Below are 20,734 nucleotides of genomic sequence, written 5' to 3'. Positions count from 1 at the left end.
TTAGGAGACCTAGGAGACCGCTTCGTGCAGGCGGGCGGCCTGCTTGTCCTTCAGCGGGCCGATCGCCGACAGCGACGGACGGTGGCCGAGGACGTCGCGCGCGACCTCCCGCACCTCGTCCGGGGTGACCGCCGAGATCTTGGCCAGCATGTCGTCGACCGACATCTGCTCGCCCCAGCACAGCTCGCTCTTGCCGATGCGGTTCATCAGCGCGCCGGTGTCCTCGAGACCGAGGACGGTGGAGCCCGCGAGCTGGCCGATGGCACGGCCGATCTCGTCGTCGCTCAGTCCGTGCTCCGCGACCTGGTCGAGCTCGTCGCGGCAGATCTTCAGTACGTCGTGCACCTGGCTCGGGCGGCAGCCCGCGTACACGCCGAAGAGGCCGGTGTCGGCGAAGCCCGACGTGTACGAGTACACGCTGTAGGCCAGGCCGCGCTTCTCCCGCACCTCCTGGAAGAGGCGGGACGACATGCCGCCGCCGAGCGCGGTGTTCAGGACGCCGAGGGCCCAGCGGCGCTCGTCGGTGCGGGCCAGGCCCGGCATGCCGAGGATGACGTGGGCCTGCTCGGTCTTGCGGTTGATGACCTCGACGCGGCCCGCCGTGCGCAGGGAACGGGAGCCCTGGCGCGGGATCATCGGCGTGGCGTCGGTGTTCTTGAGGGCGCCCGCCTTCTCGAAGGCGGCACGGACCTGGCGTACGACCTTGTTGTGGTCGATGTTGCCCGCGGCGGCGACCACCAGGCGCGTCGGGTCGTAGTGCTTCTTGTAGAAGCGGCGGATCCGGTCGGCGGTGAGGGCGTTGATCGTCTCCTCGGTGCCGAGCACCGGGCGGCCGAGCGGGGTGTCGCCGAGCATCGTGTGCGCGAACAGGTCGTGCACGCAGTCGCCCGGGTCGTCCTCGGTCATCGCGATCTCTTCGAGGATGACGCCGCGCTCGGCGTCGACGTCCTCCTGGAGGATCAGGGAGCCCGTGAGCATGTCGCAGACGACGTCGATGGCCAGCGGCAGGTCGGTGTCGAGCACGCGCGCGTAGTAGCACGTGTACTCCTTCGCCGTGAAGGCGTTCATCTCGCCGCCGACCGCGTCGAGCGCGGCCGAGATGTCTAGGGCGCTGCGCTTCTTGGTGCCCTTGAAGAGCAGGTGTTCCAAGTAGTGCGTGGCGCCGTTCAGCGACGGGGTCTCGTCGCGCGAACCGACGTTCGCCCAGATCCCGAAGGTCGCGGAACGTACGGAGGGCAGGGTCTCCGTGACGACACGGAGGCCGCCGGGAAGCGTCGTACGGCGGACCGTGCCGATGCCGTCCTTGCCCTTGAGGAGGGTTTGGGTACGGGCGACGGCCCGCCCCTCCGAAGAGGGGCGGGCCGTCGTCGTGGTGCTACGCGACGTCACTTGTCGGTGTCGTCCTTCTTGTCGTCGCCCTCTTCGCCCTCGATGACGGGGATGAGGGAGAGCTTGCCGCGGGAGTCGATCTCGGCGATCTCGACCTGGACCTTCTGGCCCACACCGAGGACGTCCTCGACGTTCTCCACGCGCTTGCCGCCGGCGAGCTTGCGGATCTGCGAGATGTGCAGCAGACCGTCCTTGCCCGGGAGCAGGGACACGAACGCACCGAAGGTGGTCGTCTTGACGACCGTGCCCAGGTAGCGCTCGCCGACCTCCGGCATGGTCGGGTTGGCGATGCCGTTGATCGTGGCGCGGGCGGCCTCGGCGGCCGGGCCGTCGGCGGCACCGATGTAGATGGTGCCGTCGTCCTCGATCGTGATGTCGGCGCCGGTGTCCTCCTGGATCTGGTTGATCATCTTGCCCTTCGGGCCGATGACCTCACCGATCTTGTCCACCGGGATCTTGACGGTGATGATGCGCGGCGCGTTCGGGGACATCTCGTCCGGAACGTCGATCGCCTCGTTCATCACGTCGAGGATGTGCAGACGCGCGTCACGGGCCTGCTTCAGCGCGGCGGCCAGGACCGAGGCGGGGATGCCGTCGAGCTTGGTGTCGAGCTGGAGCGCGGTGACGAACTGCTTCGTACCGGCGACCTTGAAGTCCATGTCACCGAACGCGTCCTCCGCACCGAGGATGTCGGTGAGGGCGACGTAGTGCGTCTGGCCGTCGATCTCCTGGGAGATGAGCCCCATGGCGATACCGGCGACGGCGGCCTTCAGCGGCACACCGGCGTTCAGCAGCGACATCGTCGAGGCGCAGACCGAGCCCATGGACGTCGAGCCGTTGGAACCGAGGGCCTCGGAGACCTGACGGATCGCGTACGGGAACTCCTCGCGCGTCGGCAGGACCGGCACAATCGCGCGCTCGGCGAGCGCGCCGTGGCCGATCTCGCGGCGCTTGGGCGAACCGACACGGCCCGTCTCGCCGACCGAGTAGGGCGGGAAGTTGTAGTTGTGCATGTAGCGCTTGCGCGTCACCGGGGACAGCGTGTCGAGCTGCTGCTCCATGCGGAGCATGTTCAGCGTGGTGACACCCAGGATCTGGGTCTCGCCGCGCTCGAACAGCGCCGAGCCGTGCACGCGCGGGATGGCCTCGACCTCGGCGGCGAGCGTACGGATGTCCGTCACGCCACGGCCGTCGATGCGGACCTTGTCCTTGATGATGCGCTCGCGGACCAGCTTCTTGGTCAGCGCGCGGTACGCACCGGAGATCTCCTTCTCGCGGCCCTCGAACTGCGGGAGCAGCTTCTCGGCGGCGATCTCCTTGACGCGGTCCAGCTCGGCCTCGCGCTCCTGCTTGCCCGCGATGGTCAGCGCCTGGGCGAGCTCCGACTTCACGGCGGCGGTGAGCGCCTCCAGGACGTCGTCCTCGTAGTCCAGGAAGACCGGGAACTCGCCGGTGGGCTTGGCGGCCTTGGCGGCGAGGTCCGACTGGGCCTTGCAGAGGACCTTGATGAAGGGCTTCGCAGCCTCAAGACCGGCGGCGACGACCTCTTCGGTCGGGGCCTCGGCGCCGTCCTTGACGAGCTGGATGGTCTTCTCGGTGGCCTCGGCCTCGACCATCATGATCGCGACGTCGCCGTCCTCCAGGACGCGACCGGCGACGACCATGTCGAAGACGGCGTCCTCGAGCTCGGTGTGCGTCGGGAAGGCGACCCACTGGCCCTTGATCAGCGCGACACGCGTGCCGCCGATCGGGCCGGAGAAGGGCAGGCCGGCCAGCTGCGTGGAGCAGGAGGCGGCGTTGATCGCGACCACGTCGTACAGGTGGTCGGGGTTGAGCGCCATGATCGTCTCGACGATCTGGATCTCGTTGCGCAGGCCCTTCTTGAAGGAAGGACGCAGCGGGCGGTCGATCAGGCGGCAGGTCAGGATCGCGTCCTCGGAGGGACGGCCCTCGCGGCGGAAGAACGAACCGGGGATCTTGCCGGCGGCGTACTGCCGCTCCTCGACGTCCACCGTCAGGGGGAAGAAGTCGAGATTGTCCTTGGGCCGCTTGGAAGCGGTGGTGGCCGACAGCACCATGGTGTCGTCGTCCAGGTACGCGACGGCGGAGCCGGCGGCCTGCTTGGCCAGGCGGCCCGTCTCGAAGCGGATGGTGCGGGTGCCGAAGGTGCCGTTGTCGATGACGGCCTCGGCGTAGTGGGTCTCGTTCTCCACTAGCGTTTTCTCCGATACTTGTCGTCTTTCGTCCCCTGGCCCGTGTGGCACGGGGACGGTGTCGGAGAAGCGCTCCTGCTGGTGCGGGCCGGTCTTCGATCGAAGCACCCGGGTCTGTACCCGGGGGCCACTACCGAGGACCGGCGGAGGCGTTCCTCGAGGTGCGCTTCTCCTCGTTCGGTGTGACGTCGTCTCGTCGCTCCGTGCGACGCCGTTACGTCACCGAACCGTGCAGTCCGATTCTGCCCGGTTCGGCTATGAGTGTGCGTACGACTACAGACTGCTGTCTGTGTATGCCGTTATGCATGTCGTTGTGTATGCCGTTGTGCGACCAGACTACAAAGGGCCGCTGACACTTCGCATGTAGAGCGCGCGCACTTCCTGCGCGGCGCGCTTGCATACAGCAAAGGGAGCGGCCCCCTCTTGCGTGGGAACCGCTCCCTTCACGGTGACTTACTTGGCGCCGGCCGCACCGCGACGGATGCCCAGGCGGTCCACCAGCGTACGGAAACGCTGGATGTCCTTCTTGGCCAGGTACTGCAGCAGGCGGCGGCGCTGGCCGACCAGGATCAGCAGACCACGACGGGAGTGGTGGTCGTGCTTGTGGGTCTTGAGGTGCTCGGTCAGGTCCGAGATGCGGCGGGAGAGCATGGCGACCTGGACCTCGGGGGAGCCGGTGTCGCCCTCCTTCTGGCCGAACTCGGTCATGATCTGCTTCTTCGTAGCGGCGTCGAGCGACACGTTTACTCCTCGTAGTCTTTTCGTGGCCACCGAGTGCCCCTGGTCTCAGTCTCAGGGGAGCTTCCGTAACTCGGGAGGCGAGGTCCGCTGGGCGCTGCCTCCAGGTCCTCCGGGGGAGGGGGTCCGGGGGCGCGTACACATACGGCCGTCACACAGGGTACCAGGGTGCGGGTCCGGCGCCGCCGCACCCCTGGGCCTTGCACGTGGGCCCTACCTCATTCTCCACCCCGGAGTGAGCGCGATCCGATACCTGCCACACGGCCGCGGTCGCTCAGTAAGGTGAGCGGACAGGTCGTTCGCACGTCGGGAAGTCGGGAAGGGGCCGTCGCACCATGACGGAGGCAGAGGGCAAGAGCACCCAGGCGCAGGGCGAGGACGTCACGGCTCGCGATGAGGACGTCGCGGTGCGCAAGGAGCGGGAGAAGAACGAGCTCTACGCTCTCGACATCTCCGGCGTCGAATGGCACAGCGCACCGGGTACCGAGGCGCACGAGGAGCGGGTCGAGATCGCCTATCTGCCGGCCGGCGCCGTGGCCATGCGGTCGTCACTCGAACCGGAGACCGTGCTGCGGTACACGGAGGCGGAGTGGCAGGCCTTCGTGCTCGGGGCGCGGGACGGGGAATTCGACCTGGAGCCCGCACCGCACAATGGCGGGCTTGACGTCGGCTGATCGAGTCCGGCCATGCGGGTCAGCCCTGCGGGGTGCCCTTGCGGATCGTGATGGCCTTTTAGTACGTACGCGCGCGGGTGTGGGCGCGCGTACGTAAGTACGTGGGTGTGGGCGATGTGGGCGTGGGCGCGCACAGGCGGCGGCACCGTGAGGACGTGTGCGTGACCGCGAGGCTGCAACGCCGTCTCACGGAGCGGGAGTTCTCGTGCCGTTTCGCCAATTGGCTGCCATCTGTCGGCTGCTGCGGCATTTGTCCGTCACGGTTTCGGATATGCGGATCACTCCCGTGGGGTGCGTGACGGAAAGGACAGCATTCGTGGGGTGGGCTGCCCTGCCGTGCTGGTGCTTTTGGTGATTAGGCTGGGACAGGACGCGACTCCAGAACCTCTTTGCGGGTCGTTCGCGTCTCAACGGGGAGAGCCAAGGCGGATCGGACGACAGGAACGGTCGCCCCCCACCACGGCACGCAGGTGCTCGACCACACCAGGAGGCATTGTGAACAGCGATCGGGACGAGATCCGCGGGGGCTGGGACACACCCGTCGATGATCAGTCCGACGCGGAGTCCGCTGCCGAGACGACGGGCGAGTTCACCATCGACTACGCGCCGCCTGCCTGGTATACGCAGAATGCGTCCGGCAGCGCGGGGGAGACTCCGTCCGCCTCTCCGTCCGTCTCGGACTCGGCTTCGTCTGCTTCTGGTGCTGCGGCTGTTCCTCCGGCTGTTTCGCCGCCCGCGCCTCCCGTTGTTCCTGAGGCGCCGGTTTCTCCTGTTGTGCCGAAGCTTCCCGTAGGGAGCGGGTTTCAGCCTCAGGCTCCCGTCCCTGCCGACGCGCCTTCGGGAGGTGCCGCTGACTGGAGTGGGGCTCTTGCCGGGCCTGCCGCCTCCGTCCATGTGACCGGGGTTGTGCCGAAGGATGAGGTTGATTCTTTGGCTGAGGCCCGGAGTGAGGTGGCGTCTGAGGGTGAGGGTGAGGCCGAGTCTGCGGCTGGCGCTGAGTCTGAAGTTGCGGTTGCGGTTGTGGCTGCGGATGAAAGTTCGAATGAGGCTGAGTCCGTGGCTGAGCCTGTGCGTGAGGCTGAGCCTGTTGCCGAGAGCTTGGGAGGTGGCGATCTTGAGAGTGGTGCCACCATGCGGTTCTCCGCTCGTGCGCTGAAGCAGGAGATCGAGGAGCGGGCTCAGGCTGAGGCTTCGGTCCAGGCCGTGGCTGCGGACGAGGGTGAGTCCGTGGCTGAGGGCGAGTCCGTGGCTGCGGATGAAGGGGCGGGGGAGGCTGAGTCCGGACGTGTGGAGTCGGCTGAGGTTGTTGGGTCTGGGGAGGATGTTGCTCCCGTTGCCCCTGTTGTCGCTGCTGTCGTGTCGGACGCCGACGATGAGGATGCCGAGGGCGAGGATGTGGCGTCTGAGGTGCCGGGCGTCGTTGCCTCCGCTGTGGACGAGGAGGACTCCGGCGACATCAGTGATGCGGTGCCTTCTAGTGTCGTGAGCGCTTCCGAAGATTCCGCGCCCGAAGATGCCGCGCCTGTGCCGTTCGACGCCGTGCCGGAAGACTCTGCTCCTGAGGACTCCGTGCCCGTCGACGAGGTGCAGGACTCGGTGCCGCCCTCCTGGACCCCGCCGCCCGCGCCGCAGGGTGGGCTTCCGCCGCTGCCGCCGGCGTTCCAGCCTGCGGCGCCTACCTCTGCGCCCCAGTGGCCGGTTCCTGCTCAGGCAGAGTCGGCGCCTGCTCCGGCTCCGGCTCCGGCTCCGGCTCCGGAGGAAGTGAAGCCGCAGGTTCCTCAGCAGGTCGCTCCGGTCCCGGCTCCTGCGCCTGTGCAGCCGCAGGCTCCGCAGCCCGCGCCTCAGGCTTGGCCCGCGCCTACTGGGCCCGTGGCTCCTGCGCCCGCTGCTCCTACTCCTACTCCTACTCCTGAGGCTTCCGTGCCTCCGAGTGGGTATGGGTTCCCGCAGGCCGCTGCCCCGGTTCCGGCCCCGGCGCCTGCTCCGGTCTCGCCTGCTCCCGCCCCCGAAGCTTCCGTGCCTCCGAGTGGGTATGGGTTCCCGCAGGCCGCTGCCCCGGCGCCCGCTCCGGCTCCGGCTCCGGCTCCGGCTCCGGCTCCGGCTCCGGCTCCCGAAGCCTCCGTGCCTCCGAGTGGGTACGGGTTCCCGCAAGCCGGTGCTCCCGTTCCGGCGCCTGCGCCTGCGCCCTCTCCCGCTCCCAGTACGCCTGTTCCGCCGCCCGTCGGCTACGGGTTCCCGCAGCAGGGTGCGCCCGCGCCTGCCCCTAACCCCAACTCCCCTGCGCCCCAGGGTAGTTACGGGTTCCCTCAGCCGCCCGTGCCGCAGGGGCAGCAGCCGCTTCCGCCCGCTGCGCCTGTCATTCCGAACCCCTCCCCCAACCTGCCCGCTCCGCAGGCCCCGCAGCAGCCTCAGGCATCCGCCCCGCAGGCGCCCGTCGATCCTCGTACCGGTGCCGCCTGGCCGCAGGCCGTTCAGCATGATCAGCGGGAGCGGACCAATCCCGGTGCGCCCCTCGGGTACACCGCCGCCGTCGAGCTCTCCTCCGATCGACTGCTGCGCAACACCAAACCGAAGGCCAAGAGCAGCCGGCCCGTTGGCGGGGGGTCGCGGTTCAAGCTCGGCGGCAAGAAGGAAGAGGCCGAGCGGCAGCGGAAGTTGGAGCTCATCCGGACTCCCGTGCTGTCCTGCTATCGCATTGCCGTCATCAGCCTGAAGGGTGGCGTGGGCAAGACCACGACCACCACCGCGCTCGGTTCCACGCTCGCCACCGAGCGGCAGGACAAGATCCTCGCCATCGACGCCAACCCCGACGCCGGTACGCTCGGGCGCCGCGTGCGTCGTGAGACCGGGGCCACCATCCGTGACCTCGTCCAGGCGATCCCGTACCTCAACTCGTACATGGACATCCGGCGGTTCACCTCCCAGGCCGCGTCCGGGCTCGAGATCATCGCCAATGACGTGGACCCGGCCGTCTCGACGACCTTCAATGACGAGGACTACCGGCGCGCGATCGACGTACTGGGGAAGCAGTACCCGATCATCCTGACCGACTCCGGTACGGGGCTGCTCTACAGCGCCATGCGGGGGGTTCTTGATCTTGCTGACCAGCTGATCATTATCTCTACGCCGTCCGTGGATGGAGCGAGCAGTGCGTCCACGACGTTGGACTGGCTGTCGGCCCATGGGTACGCCGATCTTGTGTCGCGGTCGCTGACCGTCATCTCCGGAGTGCGTGAGACCGGGAAGATGATCAAGGTCGATGACATCGTGTCGCACTTCGAGACCCGGTGCCGGGGGGTCGTCGTCATTCCGTTCGACGAGCATCTTGCCGCCGGTGCGGAGGTTGATCTCGACATGATGCGGCCGAAGGTTCGGGAGGCGTACTTCAATCTTTCGGCGATGGTGGCCGAGGACTTTGTGCGGGCTCAGCAGGAGCAGGGGCTGTGGACTTCGGACGGGAATCCGCCGCCGGTTGTGGCTCCGCCGCTGCCGGGGCAGGGGGGTTATCCCGGGCAGCAGCCTCAGCCCGGGCAGCAGGTTCAGCCGGGGCAGGTGCCTCAGCCCGGGCAGGTGCCGTATCCGGGGCAGGGGGGGCAGCAGCCGTACGCCCCTCAGCAGCCGCAGCCGCAGCCGCAGCCGCCGGCTCAGCCTCAGCCGGGGCAGCAGCCTTACCCTCCGCAGGGGTGGCAGAACGCGGCGGCGCCGCAGGGGCAGATGCCTGGGGCTCCCGCGCCGGGGCAGCCGTACCAGGCGGCTCCGCCTCAGCCGCAGCAGGGGCAGTTGCCGCCGGCTCAGCCTCAGCCGGGGCAGCCCTACCAGCCGGGGGCTCCGTTCCAGCCGGCCCAGCCGCAGCCTCAGCCGCAGCCGCAGCCCGGCCAGCCGGTTCCCCCCGGAGGCCTGCACGCCCCGGCGCCCCAGGCGCCGGACGCCCAGCAGCAGCCGCCCCAGCAGTAGCCTCCGTACCGCCAACTGGGCCCGCATCCACCCCGGATGCGGGCCCAGCCCCATTCCAGGGCCGACCCCGAGCGCCCATCCCCAGCCCCTCCGCCAGACTCCTCACTCCACCGGCACCTGGGCTGTGCCCACCCGTACCGCCCTGCGGAACGCCTGCCCACAGCAAGGAGGGGCGGGGGAGACAGTGACATTCCGCCTGCTCCCCAGCGAAGAAGGGCGAGTGGCGGGAGGCAGGGCGACGGTAGCCCCCCCACCTACCTCTCCCCAGCAAAGAAGGGCAGGCGGCGCGAGGTGGAGGAACGGAAGCCCCCCACCTGCCCCTCCACCCACCATCACCCCCCGACCAGCCACGCTTCACAGGTCTTGACCAATGCGGATGAAATCCGGGTCAACTCGTTATTTCCGCAGGCCACATGGGGTTCACCTGCCGTTGACTGACGCAGACTGGCGCTGGTAGACACACACATCAACCAGCTGGCGTTCCTTGATCAACTAGCCATCCCTGCGCGAGCGATGACGCGAGGTCACCGATCCATGGACACACAAGATCAGCACGGCAGAGTACGGTCCCACAGCACGGCGAAGGCCCCGCCAGGGCCCCGGAGGGCCGGAAAGGGCGGGTGGCGCAGCCGCCGCCCCCGGCTCCTCGCGGCAGCCGCCGTCGCTGCCCTCACTCTCACCGCAGGGCTCGCCACGCCGCTCAACCCGGCGCCCCAGCAGGCGGAGGCCAAGGCCGACGGGAAGAAGACGCTCACCGTCGCGGTGGCGCAGAGCGTCGACTCGCTCAGCCCCTTCCTCGCCCAGCGGCTGCTCAGCACCAGCATCCTGCGGCTCACCAACGAGTACCTGACGAACTACGACGCCAAGGACAACCACGCGATCCCGGGCTTCGCCACCAAGTGGGAGCCCTCCGCGGACAAGCTGACCTGGACGTACACCATCCGGGACAACTCCAAGTGGTCCGACGGCAAGCAGGCGACCGCCGAGGACGCGGCGTACACGTTCAATCGGCTGATGTCCAAGCAGGGCACCGCCACCGCCAACTCCGGCTTCGTCACCAACTTCAAGAAGGTGACCGCCCCCAGCCCCACCAAGCTGGTCGTCGAGCTGAAGAAGCCGCAGGCCACCATGGCCGCGCTCGACGTGCCGATCGTCCCCAAGCATGTGTGGGAGAAGGTCGGGGACATCAGCAAGTTCAACAACGACAAGGACTTCCCGATCGTCGGGAACGGGCCCTTCGTCCTGACGGATTACAAGACCGATCAGTACGTGAAGCTGAAGGCCAACAAGGACTTCTGGCGCGGCGCGCCCAAGTTCGACGAGCTGGTCTTCAAGACGTACAAGGACCAGGACGCGGCCGTCGCGGCCCTGAAGAAGGGCGAGGTCTCCTTCGTCGCCGGGCAGCCCGCGCTCACCCCGGCGCAGGCCTCCGAGCTCAAGGGCACGGAGAACGTCAAGGTGAACGAGGGGCCGGGGCGTCGCTTCTTCGCGCTCGCCACCAACCCCGGTGCCCAGACGCGTGACGGGAAGAAGTTCGGCGACGGTCACCCCGCGCTCCTGGACAAGAAGGTGCGTCAGGCGCTGTTCCTGTCCGTGGACCGCGAGGCCCTGGTCGACAAGGTCTTCCAGGGGCAGGCCGTCGAAGGCGAGGGTTACATTCCGCCGCGGTTCGCCGACTACGCCTGGAAGCCTTCCGCCGACCAGAAGATGGCGTACGACCCCAAGAAGGCCGCCCAGCTGCTCGACGACGCCGGCTACAAGAAGAACAGCGACGGCAAGCGCGTCGGCAAGGACGGCAAGCCGCTCGACTTCCGGATCCTGTGCCACGCCACCGATCCGAACGACAAGGCGGTCGGGAAGTATCTGAAGGAGTGGTGGGGAGAGCTCGGCATCGGGCTCAGCGTCAACTGCCTCGACGACGTGTCCGTGCCCTGGTACGCCGGTGAGTACGACCTCGCCTTCGACGGCTGGTCCGTCAACCCCGACCCGGACTTCGTGCTCGGCATCCACGCCTGCAACGCGCTCCCGGTGAAGGCCAAGGAGAGCGCCGCGACGGACAACTTCATCTGCGACAAGAAGTACGACGAGCTCTACGAGAAGCAGCTGGCCGAGTACGACCCGGCCAAGCGCGCTCAGACCGTCAAGGAGATGCAGTCCTGGCTCTACGACTCCGGGTACATGAACATCCTGGCGTACCCGAACGCCGTCGAGGCCTACCGCACCGACCAGATCAAGTCCATCACGACCATGCCGACGGCCGCGGGCAACATCTACGGCCAGGACGGATATTGGAGCTGGTGGTCAGCGGTCCCCGCGGATGGGAAGAGTTCCTCCAAGGATGGCAGCTCGACCGGTGTCATCATCGGTATCGCCGCCGCCGCGGTGGTGCTCGTCGGCGGCGGAGTCCTGTTCGCCCTGCGCCGCCGTTCGACCGCAGAGGACCGCGAGTAACGCATGACCGCTGACAGCAATCCCGCACTGCTCGACACCGAAGGTGCCAAGGGCACCTCGGCGGCCGACGACCCGGCGGCAATCGCCGGGCCGTCGGCCGGCCGCGGGCCCCGGGCCCGCAATACCCGCGCCTATCTCCAGTACGTGGCGGGCAAGCTGGGCGGCGCGGCCGTCTCGCTGTTCGCCGTCCTCGTCACCAGCTTCTTCCTGTTCCGGCTCATCCCGGGCGATCCGGTGAAGCACATGACGGGCGGCAAGCGCGCCTCGGCCGAGCAACTGGCCGCGATGCGCAAGGAGTTCGGCCTCGACCAGCCGCTCATGACGCAGTTCTTCGACTACTGCGGCAACGCCCTGACCGGCGACTTCGGCACCTCGTACCAGTTCCACACCCCGGTGATCGACAAGATCACCGACGCGCTGCCCGCGACGCTCCTGCTCACCGGCACCGCGTTCGTCCTCTACACCCTCATCGGCATCTGGCTCGGCACCCGCACCGCGTGGCGCAACGGCCAGCTGGGCGACCGCGTCCACACGGGCCTCGCGCTCACCCTCTACTCCGTGCCGTCCTTCTGGCTGGGTCTGCTGCTCATCATCACCTTCTCGGTGGGGGTCGGTCCGATCCCGGGGCTCTTCCCGACCGGCGGACTCGAATCGGGCGGTGAGACGGGCTTCGCGTACGTCGTCGACGTCGCGCACCACATGGTGCTGCCCGTCGTGACACTGGTCGCGGTCGGGTACGCGCAGACTCTCCTCGTGATGCGCTCCTCGCTGCTCGACGAGATGGGCAGCGACTATCTGACGACGGCCCGCGCGAAGGGGCTGCGCGACGATCTCGTACGCCGTCGCCATGCCGTCCCGAACGCGATGCTCCCCACGGTCACGCTGATGTTCGTGAACCTGGGCACGGTCGTGGCGGGCGCGATCCTCGTCGAGACCGTCTTCTCCTGGCCCGGCCTCGGCGGACTCTTCTACGCCGCGCTCAGCGTGCCGGACCTGCCCCTCGTACAGGGCCTGTTCTTCGTCTTCGCCGCCGCGGTGATCCTGATGAACACCCTGGCCGACGTGATCTATCCGCTGCTCGACCCGAGGGTGGGCCGATGACGACCGAAGCAACGAAGCCCGAGGCGGCCCCGGCCGCCAGGAGTCCTCGGGCGCTCGCCTGGACCCGCAGGCGCCACTCGGTGGCCCGCTTCTGGCGCGAGTACCGCACCCACCGGGCGGGGCTCTTCGGCCTCGCCGCGCTCGTCCTGATCGCGCTCATGGCGCTCTTCGCGCCGCAGCTCGTCGGCGCGGACGCGCAGAGCGTGACCGACGCGCCGGGCAAGCCGATGGAGTCGCCGAGCGGTGAATTCCCGCTGGGCACCGACCAGTTCGGGCGCGACCTCCTTGGCCTCCTGGTGTGGGGCGCGCGCATCTCCCTCACCGTGGGGCTGCTCGCCGCCGTGCTCTCGGTGGCCATCGGCACGGTCGTGGGAATCACCGCGGGGCACTTCAAGGGCTGGTACTCCACCGTCATCATGCGCGTCACGGACTGGTTCCTGGTGATGCCGACGCTGGTGCTCGCCATCGCGCTCGCCTCGGTGATGTCCAAGTCCATCTGGACGATCATCCTGGCGATCGGCGTGACGACCTGGCCGACGACGGCCCGACTCGTCCGCGCCCAGACCCTGGCCGTGGAGTCACGCCCGTACATCGAAAGGGCACAGGCGCTCGGCGGCGGCCACGGGCATGTCATGGGCCGGCATGTGCTGCCCAACGTCATGCCGCTGGTGCTCGCCCAGACCACTCTCGTCATCTCCAGTGCCATCCTCACCGAGGCGACGCTCGCCTTCCTCGGCCTCGGCGACCCGACGGTCGTCTCCTGGGGCGGACTGCTCCAGGACGCGCGCGAGGCGGGCGCGGTCAGCGCGGGCAACTGGTGGTACCTCGCCCCGCCCGGCCTCGCCATCGCGATCGTGGCGCTCGCGTTCACCCTGTGCGGACGCGCCGTCGAGTCCGTGCTCAACCCCAGGCTGGGGGTCTCCCGTTGAGTAGTTTGACCACGGTGACGGAACAGCGCACCACCGAACAGCGTCTTCTCGACGTAAGAAATCTCGAAGTGACGTACGCGTCCGGGGCCGCCGCCGTGCGCGGCGTGAACCTCACGGTCGACTCGGGCCAGAAGCTCGGCGTGGCGGGCGAGTCCGGCTGCGGGAAGTCCACGCTCGCCCTCGCCCTGCTGCGGCTGCTGCCCGCGGGGACGAAGGTGACGGGCGAGGTCCTGCTCGACGGCGAGGACGTGCTCACCATGAAGTGGGGGCAGGTCCGCGCGGTCCGCTGGGCGGGCGCGTCGGTCGTCTTCCAGGGCGCGATGCACTCGCTGAACGCCGTGCACCGCATCGGCGACCAGATCGCCGAGCCGATCCTGCTGCACAAGAAGGCCACCCCGGCGGGCGCGAAGAAGAAGGCCGGCGAGCTGCTCGAACACGTGGGCCTGCCGGCCGCCCGCGCGGACGCGTATCCGCACGAGCTGTCGGGCGGCCAGCGGCAGCGCGTGATGATCGCGATGGCGCTCGCCTGTGATCCGCGGCTGATCATCGCGGACGAGCCGACCACCGCGCTCGACGTGATGATCCAGGCCCAGATCCTGCGCCTGATCGAGCAGTTGGTGGCCGAGCAGGACCTCGGCCTGATCATGATCAGCCATGACCTCGCGGTGCTCTCCGACACCTGCGACCGGCTCGCCGTGATGTACGCGGGCCGCGTGGTCGAGGAGGGACCGGCCTCCGAGGTCTACGAGAACGCCCAGCACCCCTACGGCAAGGCCCTCTCGGCGGCCTTCCCGCGGATCGGCGACACCGCCTCGCGCTTCGCGCCGCGCGGTCTGCCCGGCGACCCGCCCGACCCGTCCGTGCTGCCCACCGGCTGCACGTTCCACCCGCGCTGCCCGGTCGCGCTCGACTCCTGCAGCACGGAGGACCAGGTCCTGCGGGACGCGGGCGTCCGGCACCGCGCGGCGTGTGTGCACGCGGGGTCGCAGCTTCCGGCGCAGCCGACCTCGGCACCGGCGACCGCGGAGCGTACGCCGTGACCGACACCGGGACCCACAGCACCGAGGAGCGGCGCCCCATGACCACCGACGAGCCCCTCCTTTCGGCGGGCGATCTGCACATCACGTTCCCCGGCCGCCGGGGCGCGCCGCCCGCCCGCGCGGTGGACGGCGTGGACCTCGACATCAGACCGGCGGAGATCGTCGCCCTGGTCGGCGAGTCGGGCTGCGGCAAGACGACGCTGGCCCGCTCGCTGCTCGGCCTGGTGGCGCCGACCTCCGGGAAGGTGACGTTCGGCGGCAAGCCGCTGGACTACTCGGGCCGGGCGCTCAAGGCGTACCGCAAGCGCGTCCAGCTGGTGCTCCAGGATCCCAGCGGCTCCCTGAACCCCCGGCACACCGTGTACGAGGCGGTAGCCGAGGGGCTGCGCATCCACGGGTACGGGGGTGACGAGCAGGCGGCGGTCGCCGGCGCGCTCTCGCGGGCCGGACTGCGCCCGCCGGAGCGGTTCTTCCTGCGCTACCCGCACGAGCTGTCGGGCGGCCAGCGCCAGCGTGTCGTGATCGCGGGAGCGCTGGTCCTTGAGCCCGAACTGATCGTCGCGGACGAGCCGGTGGCCTCGCTCGATGCCTCCGTACGCGGCGAGATCCTCGCGCTGCTGCTGCGCCTGCGCGACGAACTGGGGCTCTCCGCCCTGGTGGTGACGCACGACCTGGGCCTCGCGTGGAACATCGCGGACCGGGTGGCGGTGATGTACCTGGGCCGGATCGTGGAGACGGGCACGGTGGAGGAGGTCCTGACGTCACCTCAGCATCCGTACACCCAGGCCCTGTTGTCGGTCCTCCCCGAGGCCCCCGGCGATCCGGTGGTCCTCACGGGCGAGCCCCCGGACCCGTCGCGCGTTCCGGGCGGCTGCCGGTTCCACGCGCGGTGCCAGGTGCTGGCGTCGGGCGAGGCGGAGCGGGCGGGGGTCGCGGACCGCTGCCGTACGGAGGATCTGCCGGTGCTTTCGGGCGGGGGCGAGACGCAGGTCGCCTGTCACTGGGCCCAGGTACGAGTGGCGCCCGCCAGGGGCGACTAGGGCCTGTCCGGCGGATCAGGCCGCGCGAGGGGGGGCGGCCACTCTTCGACGCAGATGAGCGGGGTCTGGTGCGTCGAGATGCAAGGCGGAGGAGGGCGACAACGCAGTGGGGTCTCCCCTGCTCGAGCGCAGCCGAGAGCTTGGGGAAGCCGGCAACCGACGAAGACGCCGCAGATCGGCGTGCCAGACCCCGCGACCCGCGGCATGATCCGCCGGACAGGCCCTAGCCCTCGGCCGCCTCGACCAGCTCCCGGGACTTCTTCACGTCGTCCGCCATGGCCACAAGCAGCGCCTCGATCGAGTCGAACTTGGCCTGTCCCCGCACGAACGCCAGGAAGTCCACGGCCACGTGCAGCCCGTACAGGTCGAGTCCGACGCGGTCGATCGCGTAGGCCTCGACCGTCCGCTCCGTCCCGTCGAACTGCGGGTTCGTGCCGACGGAGATCGCGGCAGGCATGGCCTCGCCCTGCGCGTGCAGCCAGCCCGCGTAGACGCCGTCGGCGGGGATGGCGGTGTGCGGGAGCGTCTCCACGTTGGCGGTGGGGAAGCCCAGTTCGCGGCCGCGCTGGGCGCCGCGCACGACGACGCCCTCGACGCGGTGCGGCCGGCCGAGGATCTCGGCGGCGCCCGCCACGTCGCCCTCGGCGACCAGGCGCCGGGTGAGGGTGGAGGAGAACGGCTCGCCGCCGCCGGCCTCGCCGCTGACGTACAGGTCGATGACGTCGACCTCGTAGTCGTACGTCGCGCCCAGCTCGGTCAGGAAGGCGACATTGCCCGCGGCCTTGTGGCCGAAGCGGAAGTTGGGGCCCTCGACGACCACGCGCGCGTGCAGCTTGTCCACGAGGACCTTCACCACGAACTCCGCGGGCGAGAGCTTCGAGAACTCGCTGGTGAAGGGGAGGATGAGCAGCGCGTCCACACCCAGCTCGGCCATGAGTTCGGCACGCCGGTGGTGCGGGGCGAGCAGCGGCGGGTGGCTGCCGGGACGGACGACCTCGCTGGGGTGCGGGTCGAAGGTGACGACGACGGCGGGCACCCCGAGCTCACGCGCCCGTTCGACCGCACGGCCGATGATCAACTGGTGTCCGCGGTGTACGCCGTCGTAGGACCCGATGGTGACGACGCTGCGCCCCCAGTCCTGGGGGATGTCCTCCAAGCCACGCCAGCGCTGCACTGTCTTCGCTCCTCGCCGAACCCGCGTACGTCTGCGTACGACCCATAACCCATACCCATTGCGCAGGTCTAAGACTGCCATGCCCACGCGATCCGGATCGCATCGGATGGGGTGGCGGGGGTCACGCCGGGACGCGCGCCCCGGCGAGGTTCTCGATCATGCGGCGGGCGCTGGGGCCGACGAGGGCCGCCCACTCCTGCGGGGCGTCGCCCATCCACCGGGCGGCGAGTCCCGCGAAGCCGGGCACGGAGCGGGCCAGCTCGACCAGGCGGCGGTCGAAGCAGGTCGCGCCGTCCGGCGTACGGACGAGCAGCTCGCCCGTGCGGTGCACGAGATCGCGGACGCGGCTCGGGTCGGGGCCGCCGACGACCGCGCACAGCACCGCGTCCAGGACCTCGGGGGTCCGCTCCCGGTCGAGGAGTACGTCGAGCAGCTCGGCCCGCAGGGCGCGCGAGGCCTCGCTGCCGGGCGCGGCGACGGCGGTGGCGAGCGCGGCGCGCACCTGCGGCGGGCGGCCCTCCAGGAGGCTCACCACGAGCGGCAGCAGTACGGCGCGGACGCCGGGGCCCTGCTCCATCCGCAGGTCCAGGTACGCCGCCACATGGCCCGCCAGGTCGGGGCGGAGCTCCAGCACGTCGCGTACGAGGTCGGCCACCCGCCGCGCGGCCTTGGGCGCCGTCACGCCGGCCAGGCTCCGCAGTACGTCGCCCGGCGCGGGCCCCGGGCCGTACAGCCGCTTCCGGAAGGCGGCGATGACCGGCTCGGGGTGCGTGTCGAAGGCGGCGACGAGGGCGCTCGGGGGCAGCTGCGGGTCGCCCGCGGTGAAGTGCCGCAGGGCGCGGGGCAGATGGCGGGCGCGGGTCTGCGGGTCGCGGACGAGGAGGGCGAGGGCGGCGCCGTGCAGGGTGTCGTCGGCGGGGCGGGCGAGCAGGGCGAACGCGGCGTACCGCAGCAGTTCGCGGTCGGCGACGGTGGTGGCGTGCGGGGCGGCGCGCAGGCCATAGGCGACGGCGGCGACGCGGCGGGCGGGGCGGTCGTCGTGGACCCAGCGGTCGACTGCGCGGCAGATGGCGGAGGGTTCTTCCTCGGCGAGGACGGCGAGCAGTTCGTCCGCCCTCGGGTGCGCGGAGTCGACGAGGGCTTCGGTGAGGTCGTCGATGGCGCGGTGGCGGTGGGTGTGGAGCAGGGCCTGGGCGGCGGAGGCGACGGTGGCGTCCGGGGTCGCCTCCAGGCGGCGCTCGTCGGTGAACCAGCGGGTGAGGTGCGGTTGCACCGCTGCGGGGTGCTCTGCGAGCAGCTCGGCGATGGCTTCGAGGGTTCTGCCCTGCGGGGTGCCGGGCGGCGGGTCGTGGATCACGACCCCCCGCAGGAGGTCGAAGCGGGCCTCTTCGGAGAGGGGCAGGGCGAGCCAGAACCCAGGCCCGCACCTGCCCTGCCGGGCCATCTCCCGCAACACCCCGAGATAGGGCGAGGCATCCCCCACCCGCGTCAACACCTCCCCCAACAACCGCTCCGCCCACCACTCGGCGTCCGCTGCTCCATCGGCACCCGGCGCTGCACCCCCACCACCCCTGCCCCCTGCCCCATCGGCACCCGGCACCTGGGGCTGCGCCCACCCGTCCCGCTCTGCGGGCCGCCTGCCCACAGCGGGGACGGCTGCCTCGCCTGTGGGCGGGTAATCCGCACAGCTGCCCACAGCAGCACTCGTTGCCGTATTGCTTGTCGTCTCCGTTGTGGGCAGGCGTTCCGCAGGGCGGGACGGGTGGGCACAACCCCCAGCGCCGGGTGCCGATGGACCGGAGGGCGCGCAAGGCTCACCGAACCGGGCCAACTCCCCTAGTCGAGCCCCGAGTTCTGCGGGGCCCCGTTGCCGGGACACGAGCAGTAGCGCCTGGATGACGGGGCCGATGCGATGCCGGGGTACCGGCAAGGACGGCGATGGCCGCGGCGCGGCCGCCCCGTGGCGATGGACCAGGGACCACAGCGCCCCGTCCACATCCAGATGCATTCCCTGGATCCAGTCCGCCAGCTCCTCGTGCGCGAAGCGATAGCCGCCCCCCGCGGGCACCAGCAGCCCCTCCGTCAGCACCGCGGACGCCCACCCCGTCCCCCAAGGGAACACCTCCTCGAAGGCGGCCCGGTCCAGCTCCCCCTGCCCGGGCCCCAGACACCGCCGCGCAGCCTCATGCACCTGCCCCGACACCTTCGCCGCGAGCCGCCGCACAGCCGCCCCCCGAATCCCGCCCGCCGCCGCGAGCCGCACCGCGACCCGCAGGCACATCAGGTCCAGATAGGCGGCGAAGATCTCCTCCCGGCCGGGCCGCCCCGGCGGCGGCGCGTCCGGCAGCGCCGCCCGCACCTCGGAGAGCAGCCGCAGCGCCAGCGGATGGCGCGCGTCGGCGGCGGCGAGCGCGCCGTCCGGAATGCCGTACCGGGCCCGCGCGATCCGCGCCTGCCGCTCCGGCAGCTCCCCGAGCCGCACACACCCCGCGAGCCCGTCCCCGTACCGAAGCTCCGCGGGAAAGTGCTCCCCCGCCAGCTCCCAGTACTCCGTACGGCACGCCACGACGAGCCGCGCCCCCGTGCCCCGCAGCCAGTCCGCCGTACCCCCGCTCCACTCCACGAGCCGGTGCGCGAGCGCGGGCGGCATCTCCTCGGGCCCGTCGAGCAGCAGGAGCAGCGGCCGCCCCCGGTCCCGCACGAGCCGTGCGACCCGCCCCGCCGAGATGTCCCCGAGCCCGTCGTCCGCCCCGGCGAGCAGCTCCTGCGAGGAGGCCTCCACGATCCGCCCCGCCCGCTGCAGCGCCCGCTCCACCGCGTCACCGACCCCCGTGTCCGCGCCCTCCAGGTCGGCGCCGCGCAGCCACAGCGTGGGGGCCGGTTCGGCGCCGCGTGCCCTGCGTGCGGCGAGCGCCGCGAGTTCGGTGGTGCGGCCGGTGCCGGGGTCGCCGACCAGCCCGAGTACCTGCGCGGGCCCTTCGGTGAAGCGGGTCAACTCCCTTGCCGTATCCGGGCGTTCGACGGGTTCGAGGACGGCGGCACGCGGCCCGTCGGAGCCCACGGACGTCGCCGTCAGATGCAGCGCGCCCGCCACGTTGAGGTCGCGGCCGTATGCGGGAACGGTCGCCGCGTTGCGCGCGAGGAGTTCCGCGAGCGGCCCGCCGGGGTCACCCGCCGCCGCGTCCCGCAGCGGCACGGCGAACCCGGCCGCGCGGTGCTCGCCGTGCAGTGCGGTCCCGAGGACGGCGAGTACGGCTCCGGACGAGGCGTCCAGGACCGGTCCGCCCGCCGCCCCGCCGCCGAGCCGCAGCGCGTCCGCGCCGTCCGTCCCGATGGCCAGCTCCAGCGCGGCGTCGACGAGGTGGAAGCGGTCCGTCGCCGTGTACGTCACCGCCGCCGGGCCGAGGACACGCGCCTCGCGCCAGCCGCGCGCCGCGATCCGCACATAGGCGCCGACGGGAACCGTCTCGCGCACGGTGACCGGCAGCGGACGCAGCCCGAGCCCTTCGGTGCGTACGAGAGCGAGATCGGCCTCCGGAAGCGGCACCACGGCGTCCGCGGTCACCACGCAGACGCGCTCCCCCGCCGCGTGCAGCACGATCCGGGCGAGGCCGTCGACCGCCTCATGGCTGGTGACGACGGTGCCGTGGTCGTCGGCGGCGAATCCGGTCCCGCGCGGGCGCCCCGCCAGATCGCATATCCGCACCAGGGTCCTGTCGAGGGCCGCCGGGTCCCCCTGTCCCGTCATGCCCGAACCTCCCTGCCACGCGCCCCGTCCTTCGACGGTAGGTCGGCGGTGATCAGCGGGACAGAACGCGCGGCGAACGCGCCCCCTTCCGCCCCCTCGGTTCACTCCGAGCGCCTGCCTGAAGGGGTGAATCGGCGGGGCGTGATGGATACACCTTGGGAGGGGGGGCAGTCGTGGGGGGGGGGGGGGGCGGGGCCCCCCCCCCCCCACCCCGCCCCCCCCCCCCCCCCCCCGCGCCCCCCGCCCCCCCCCCCCCCAACCCCACCCCACCCCACCACAATCA

At 70.7% G+C, this 20,734-nt stretch carries 12 protein-coding genes; 7 read left to right on the top strand and 5 right to left on the bottom strand.

What is annotated here, in order from left to right; genetic code table 11:
• Positions 1-9 precede the first annotated feature (9 nt).
• From ACIBKX_RS29830 to rpsO, 3 genes are all read right to left on the bottom strand, one after another.
• Positions 10-1,389: a pitrilysin family protein gene (locus ACIBKX_RS29830; protein WP_363273465.1), complete on the bottom strand. Its 1,380-nt coding sequence runs from the start codon at positions 1,387-1,389 to the stop codon at positions 10-12.
• The gene (locus ACIBKX_RS29825) at positions 1,386-3,602 is read right to left on the bottom strand and encodes a polyribonucleotide nucleotidyltransferase (protein WP_363273466.1); all 2,217 of its coding nucleotides are present in this window, start codon (positions 3,600-3,602) and stop codon (positions 1,386-1,388) included. The genes ACIBKX_RS29830 and ACIBKX_RS29825 overlap by 4 nt, the downstream gene beginning before the upstream one ends.
• A gap of 453 nt (positions 3,603-4,055) precedes the next feature.
• Positions 4,056-4,343: a 30S ribosomal protein S15 gene (gene rpsO, locus ACIBKX_RS29820; RefSeq protein ID WP_363273468.1), complete on the bottom strand. Its 288-nt coding sequence runs from the start codon at positions 4,341-4,343 to the stop codon at positions 4,056-4,058.
• A 332-nt stretch (positions 4,344-4,675) separates the two neighbouring features.
• Here rpsO and ACIBKX_RS29815 point away from each other — a divergent pair, with 332 nt between their 5' ends.
• The 7 genes from ACIBKX_RS29815 (at position 4,676) to ACIBKX_RS29785 (ending at position 15,529) form a co-directional block, all read left to right on the top strand.
• Positions 4,676-5,014, top strand: coding sequence for a DUF397 domain-containing protein (locus ACIBKX_RS29815; RefSeq protein ID WP_363273469.1), 339 nt, complete (start codon positions 4,676-4,678; stop codon positions 5,012-5,014).
• Positions 5,015-5,509: 495 nt separating this feature from the next.
• Entirely contained in the window at positions 5,510-8,968 is a 3,459-nt protein-coding gene (locus tag ACIBKX_RS29810) for an SCO5717 family growth-regulating ATPase (RefSeq protein ID WP_363273470.1), read from the top strand.
• 534 nt (positions 8,969-9,502) lie between these two features.
• Complete coding sequence (locus tag ACIBKX_RS29805; protein WP_363273471.1) at positions 9,503-11,419, top strand: ABC transporter substrate-binding protein; 1,917 nt, start codon at positions 9,503-9,505, stop codon at positions 11,417-11,419.
• A 3-nt stretch (positions 11,420-11,422) separates the two neighbouring features.
• Positions 11,423-12,520 (top strand): ABC transporter permease, encoded by a 1,098-nt coding sequence (locus ACIBKX_RS29800; protein ID WP_363273473.1) that lies wholly within the window; start codon positions 11,423-11,425, stop codon positions 12,518-12,520.
• Complete coding sequence (locus ACIBKX_RS29795; protein ID WP_363273474.1) at positions 12,517-13,449, top strand: ABC transporter permease; 933 nt, start codon at positions 12,517-12,519, stop codon at positions 13,447-13,449. Before ACIBKX_RS29800 ends, ACIBKX_RS29795 begins: the two co-directional genes overlap by 4 nt.
• A gap of 14 nt (positions 13,450-13,463) precedes the next feature.
• A complete protein-coding gene (locus tag ACIBKX_RS29790) occupies positions 13,464-14,489 on the top strand; it encodes an ABC transporter ATP-binding protein (protein WP_399376433.1) in 1,026 nt (341 codons plus the stop codon).
• A 38-nt stretch (positions 14,490-14,527) separates the two neighbouring features.
• The gene (locus ACIBKX_RS29785; RefSeq protein WP_363273644.1) at positions 14,528-15,529 is read left to right on the top strand and encodes an ABC transporter ATP-binding protein; all 1,002 of its coding nucleotides are present in this window, start codon (positions 14,528-14,530) and stop codon (positions 15,527-15,529) included.
• A gap of 223 nt (positions 15,530-15,752) precedes the next feature.
• Here the strand turns inward: ACIBKX_RS29785 and ACIBKX_RS29780 are convergent, their stop codons facing one another.
• Positions 15,753-16,703 (bottom strand): bifunctional riboflavin kinase/FAD synthetase, encoded by a 951-nt coding sequence (locus ACIBKX_RS29780; protein WP_363273475.1) that lies wholly within the window; start codon positions 16,701-16,703, stop codon positions 15,753-15,755.
• A 121-nt stretch (positions 16,704-16,824) separates the two neighbouring features.
• Entirely contained in the window at positions 16,825-20,451 is a 3,627-nt protein-coding gene (locus ACIBKX_RS29775; protein ID WP_363273476.1) for a trypsin-like peptidase domain-containing protein, read from the bottom strand.
• Between the last annotated feature and the right edge of the window lie 283 nt (positions 20,452-20,734).

This window comes from Streptomyces sp. NPDC050658 (genome assembly GCF_044457025.1).
Lineage (GTDB): Bacteria > Actinomycetota > Actinomycetes > Streptomycetales > Streptomycetaceae > Streptomyces.
Note: the sequence above shows the minus strand (reverse complement) of the source record. Positions and strands in the feature narration are given on the sequence as shown.

Bases quoted from the DNA above. Each gene is read 5' to 3' on its own strand.
- ACIBKX_RS29785 (WP_363273644.1), top strand. From the start codon at position 14,528: ATGACCACCGACGAGCCCCTCCTTTCGGCGGGCGATCTGCACATCACG.
- ACIBKX_RS29795 (WP_363273474.1), top strand. From the start codon at position 12,517: ATGACGACCGAAGCAACGAAGCCCGAGGCGGCCCCGGCCGCCAGGAGT.
- ACIBKX_RS29800 (WP_363273473.1), top strand. From the start codon at position 11,423: ATGACCGCTGACAGCAATCCCGCACTGCTCGACACCGAAGGTGCCAAG.
- ACIBKX_RS29805 (WP_363273471.1), top strand. From the start codon at position 9,503: ATGGACACACAAGATCAGCACGGCAGAGTACGGTCCCACAGCACGGCG.
- ACIBKX_RS29815 (WP_363273469.1), top strand. From the start codon at position 4,676: ATGACGGAGGCAGAGGGCAAGAGCACCCAGGCGCAGGGCGAGGACGTC.
- ACIBKX_RS29775 (WP_363273476.1), bottom strand. From the start codon at position 20,451: ATGACGGGACAGGGGGACCCGGCGGCCCTCGACAGGACCCTGGTGCGG.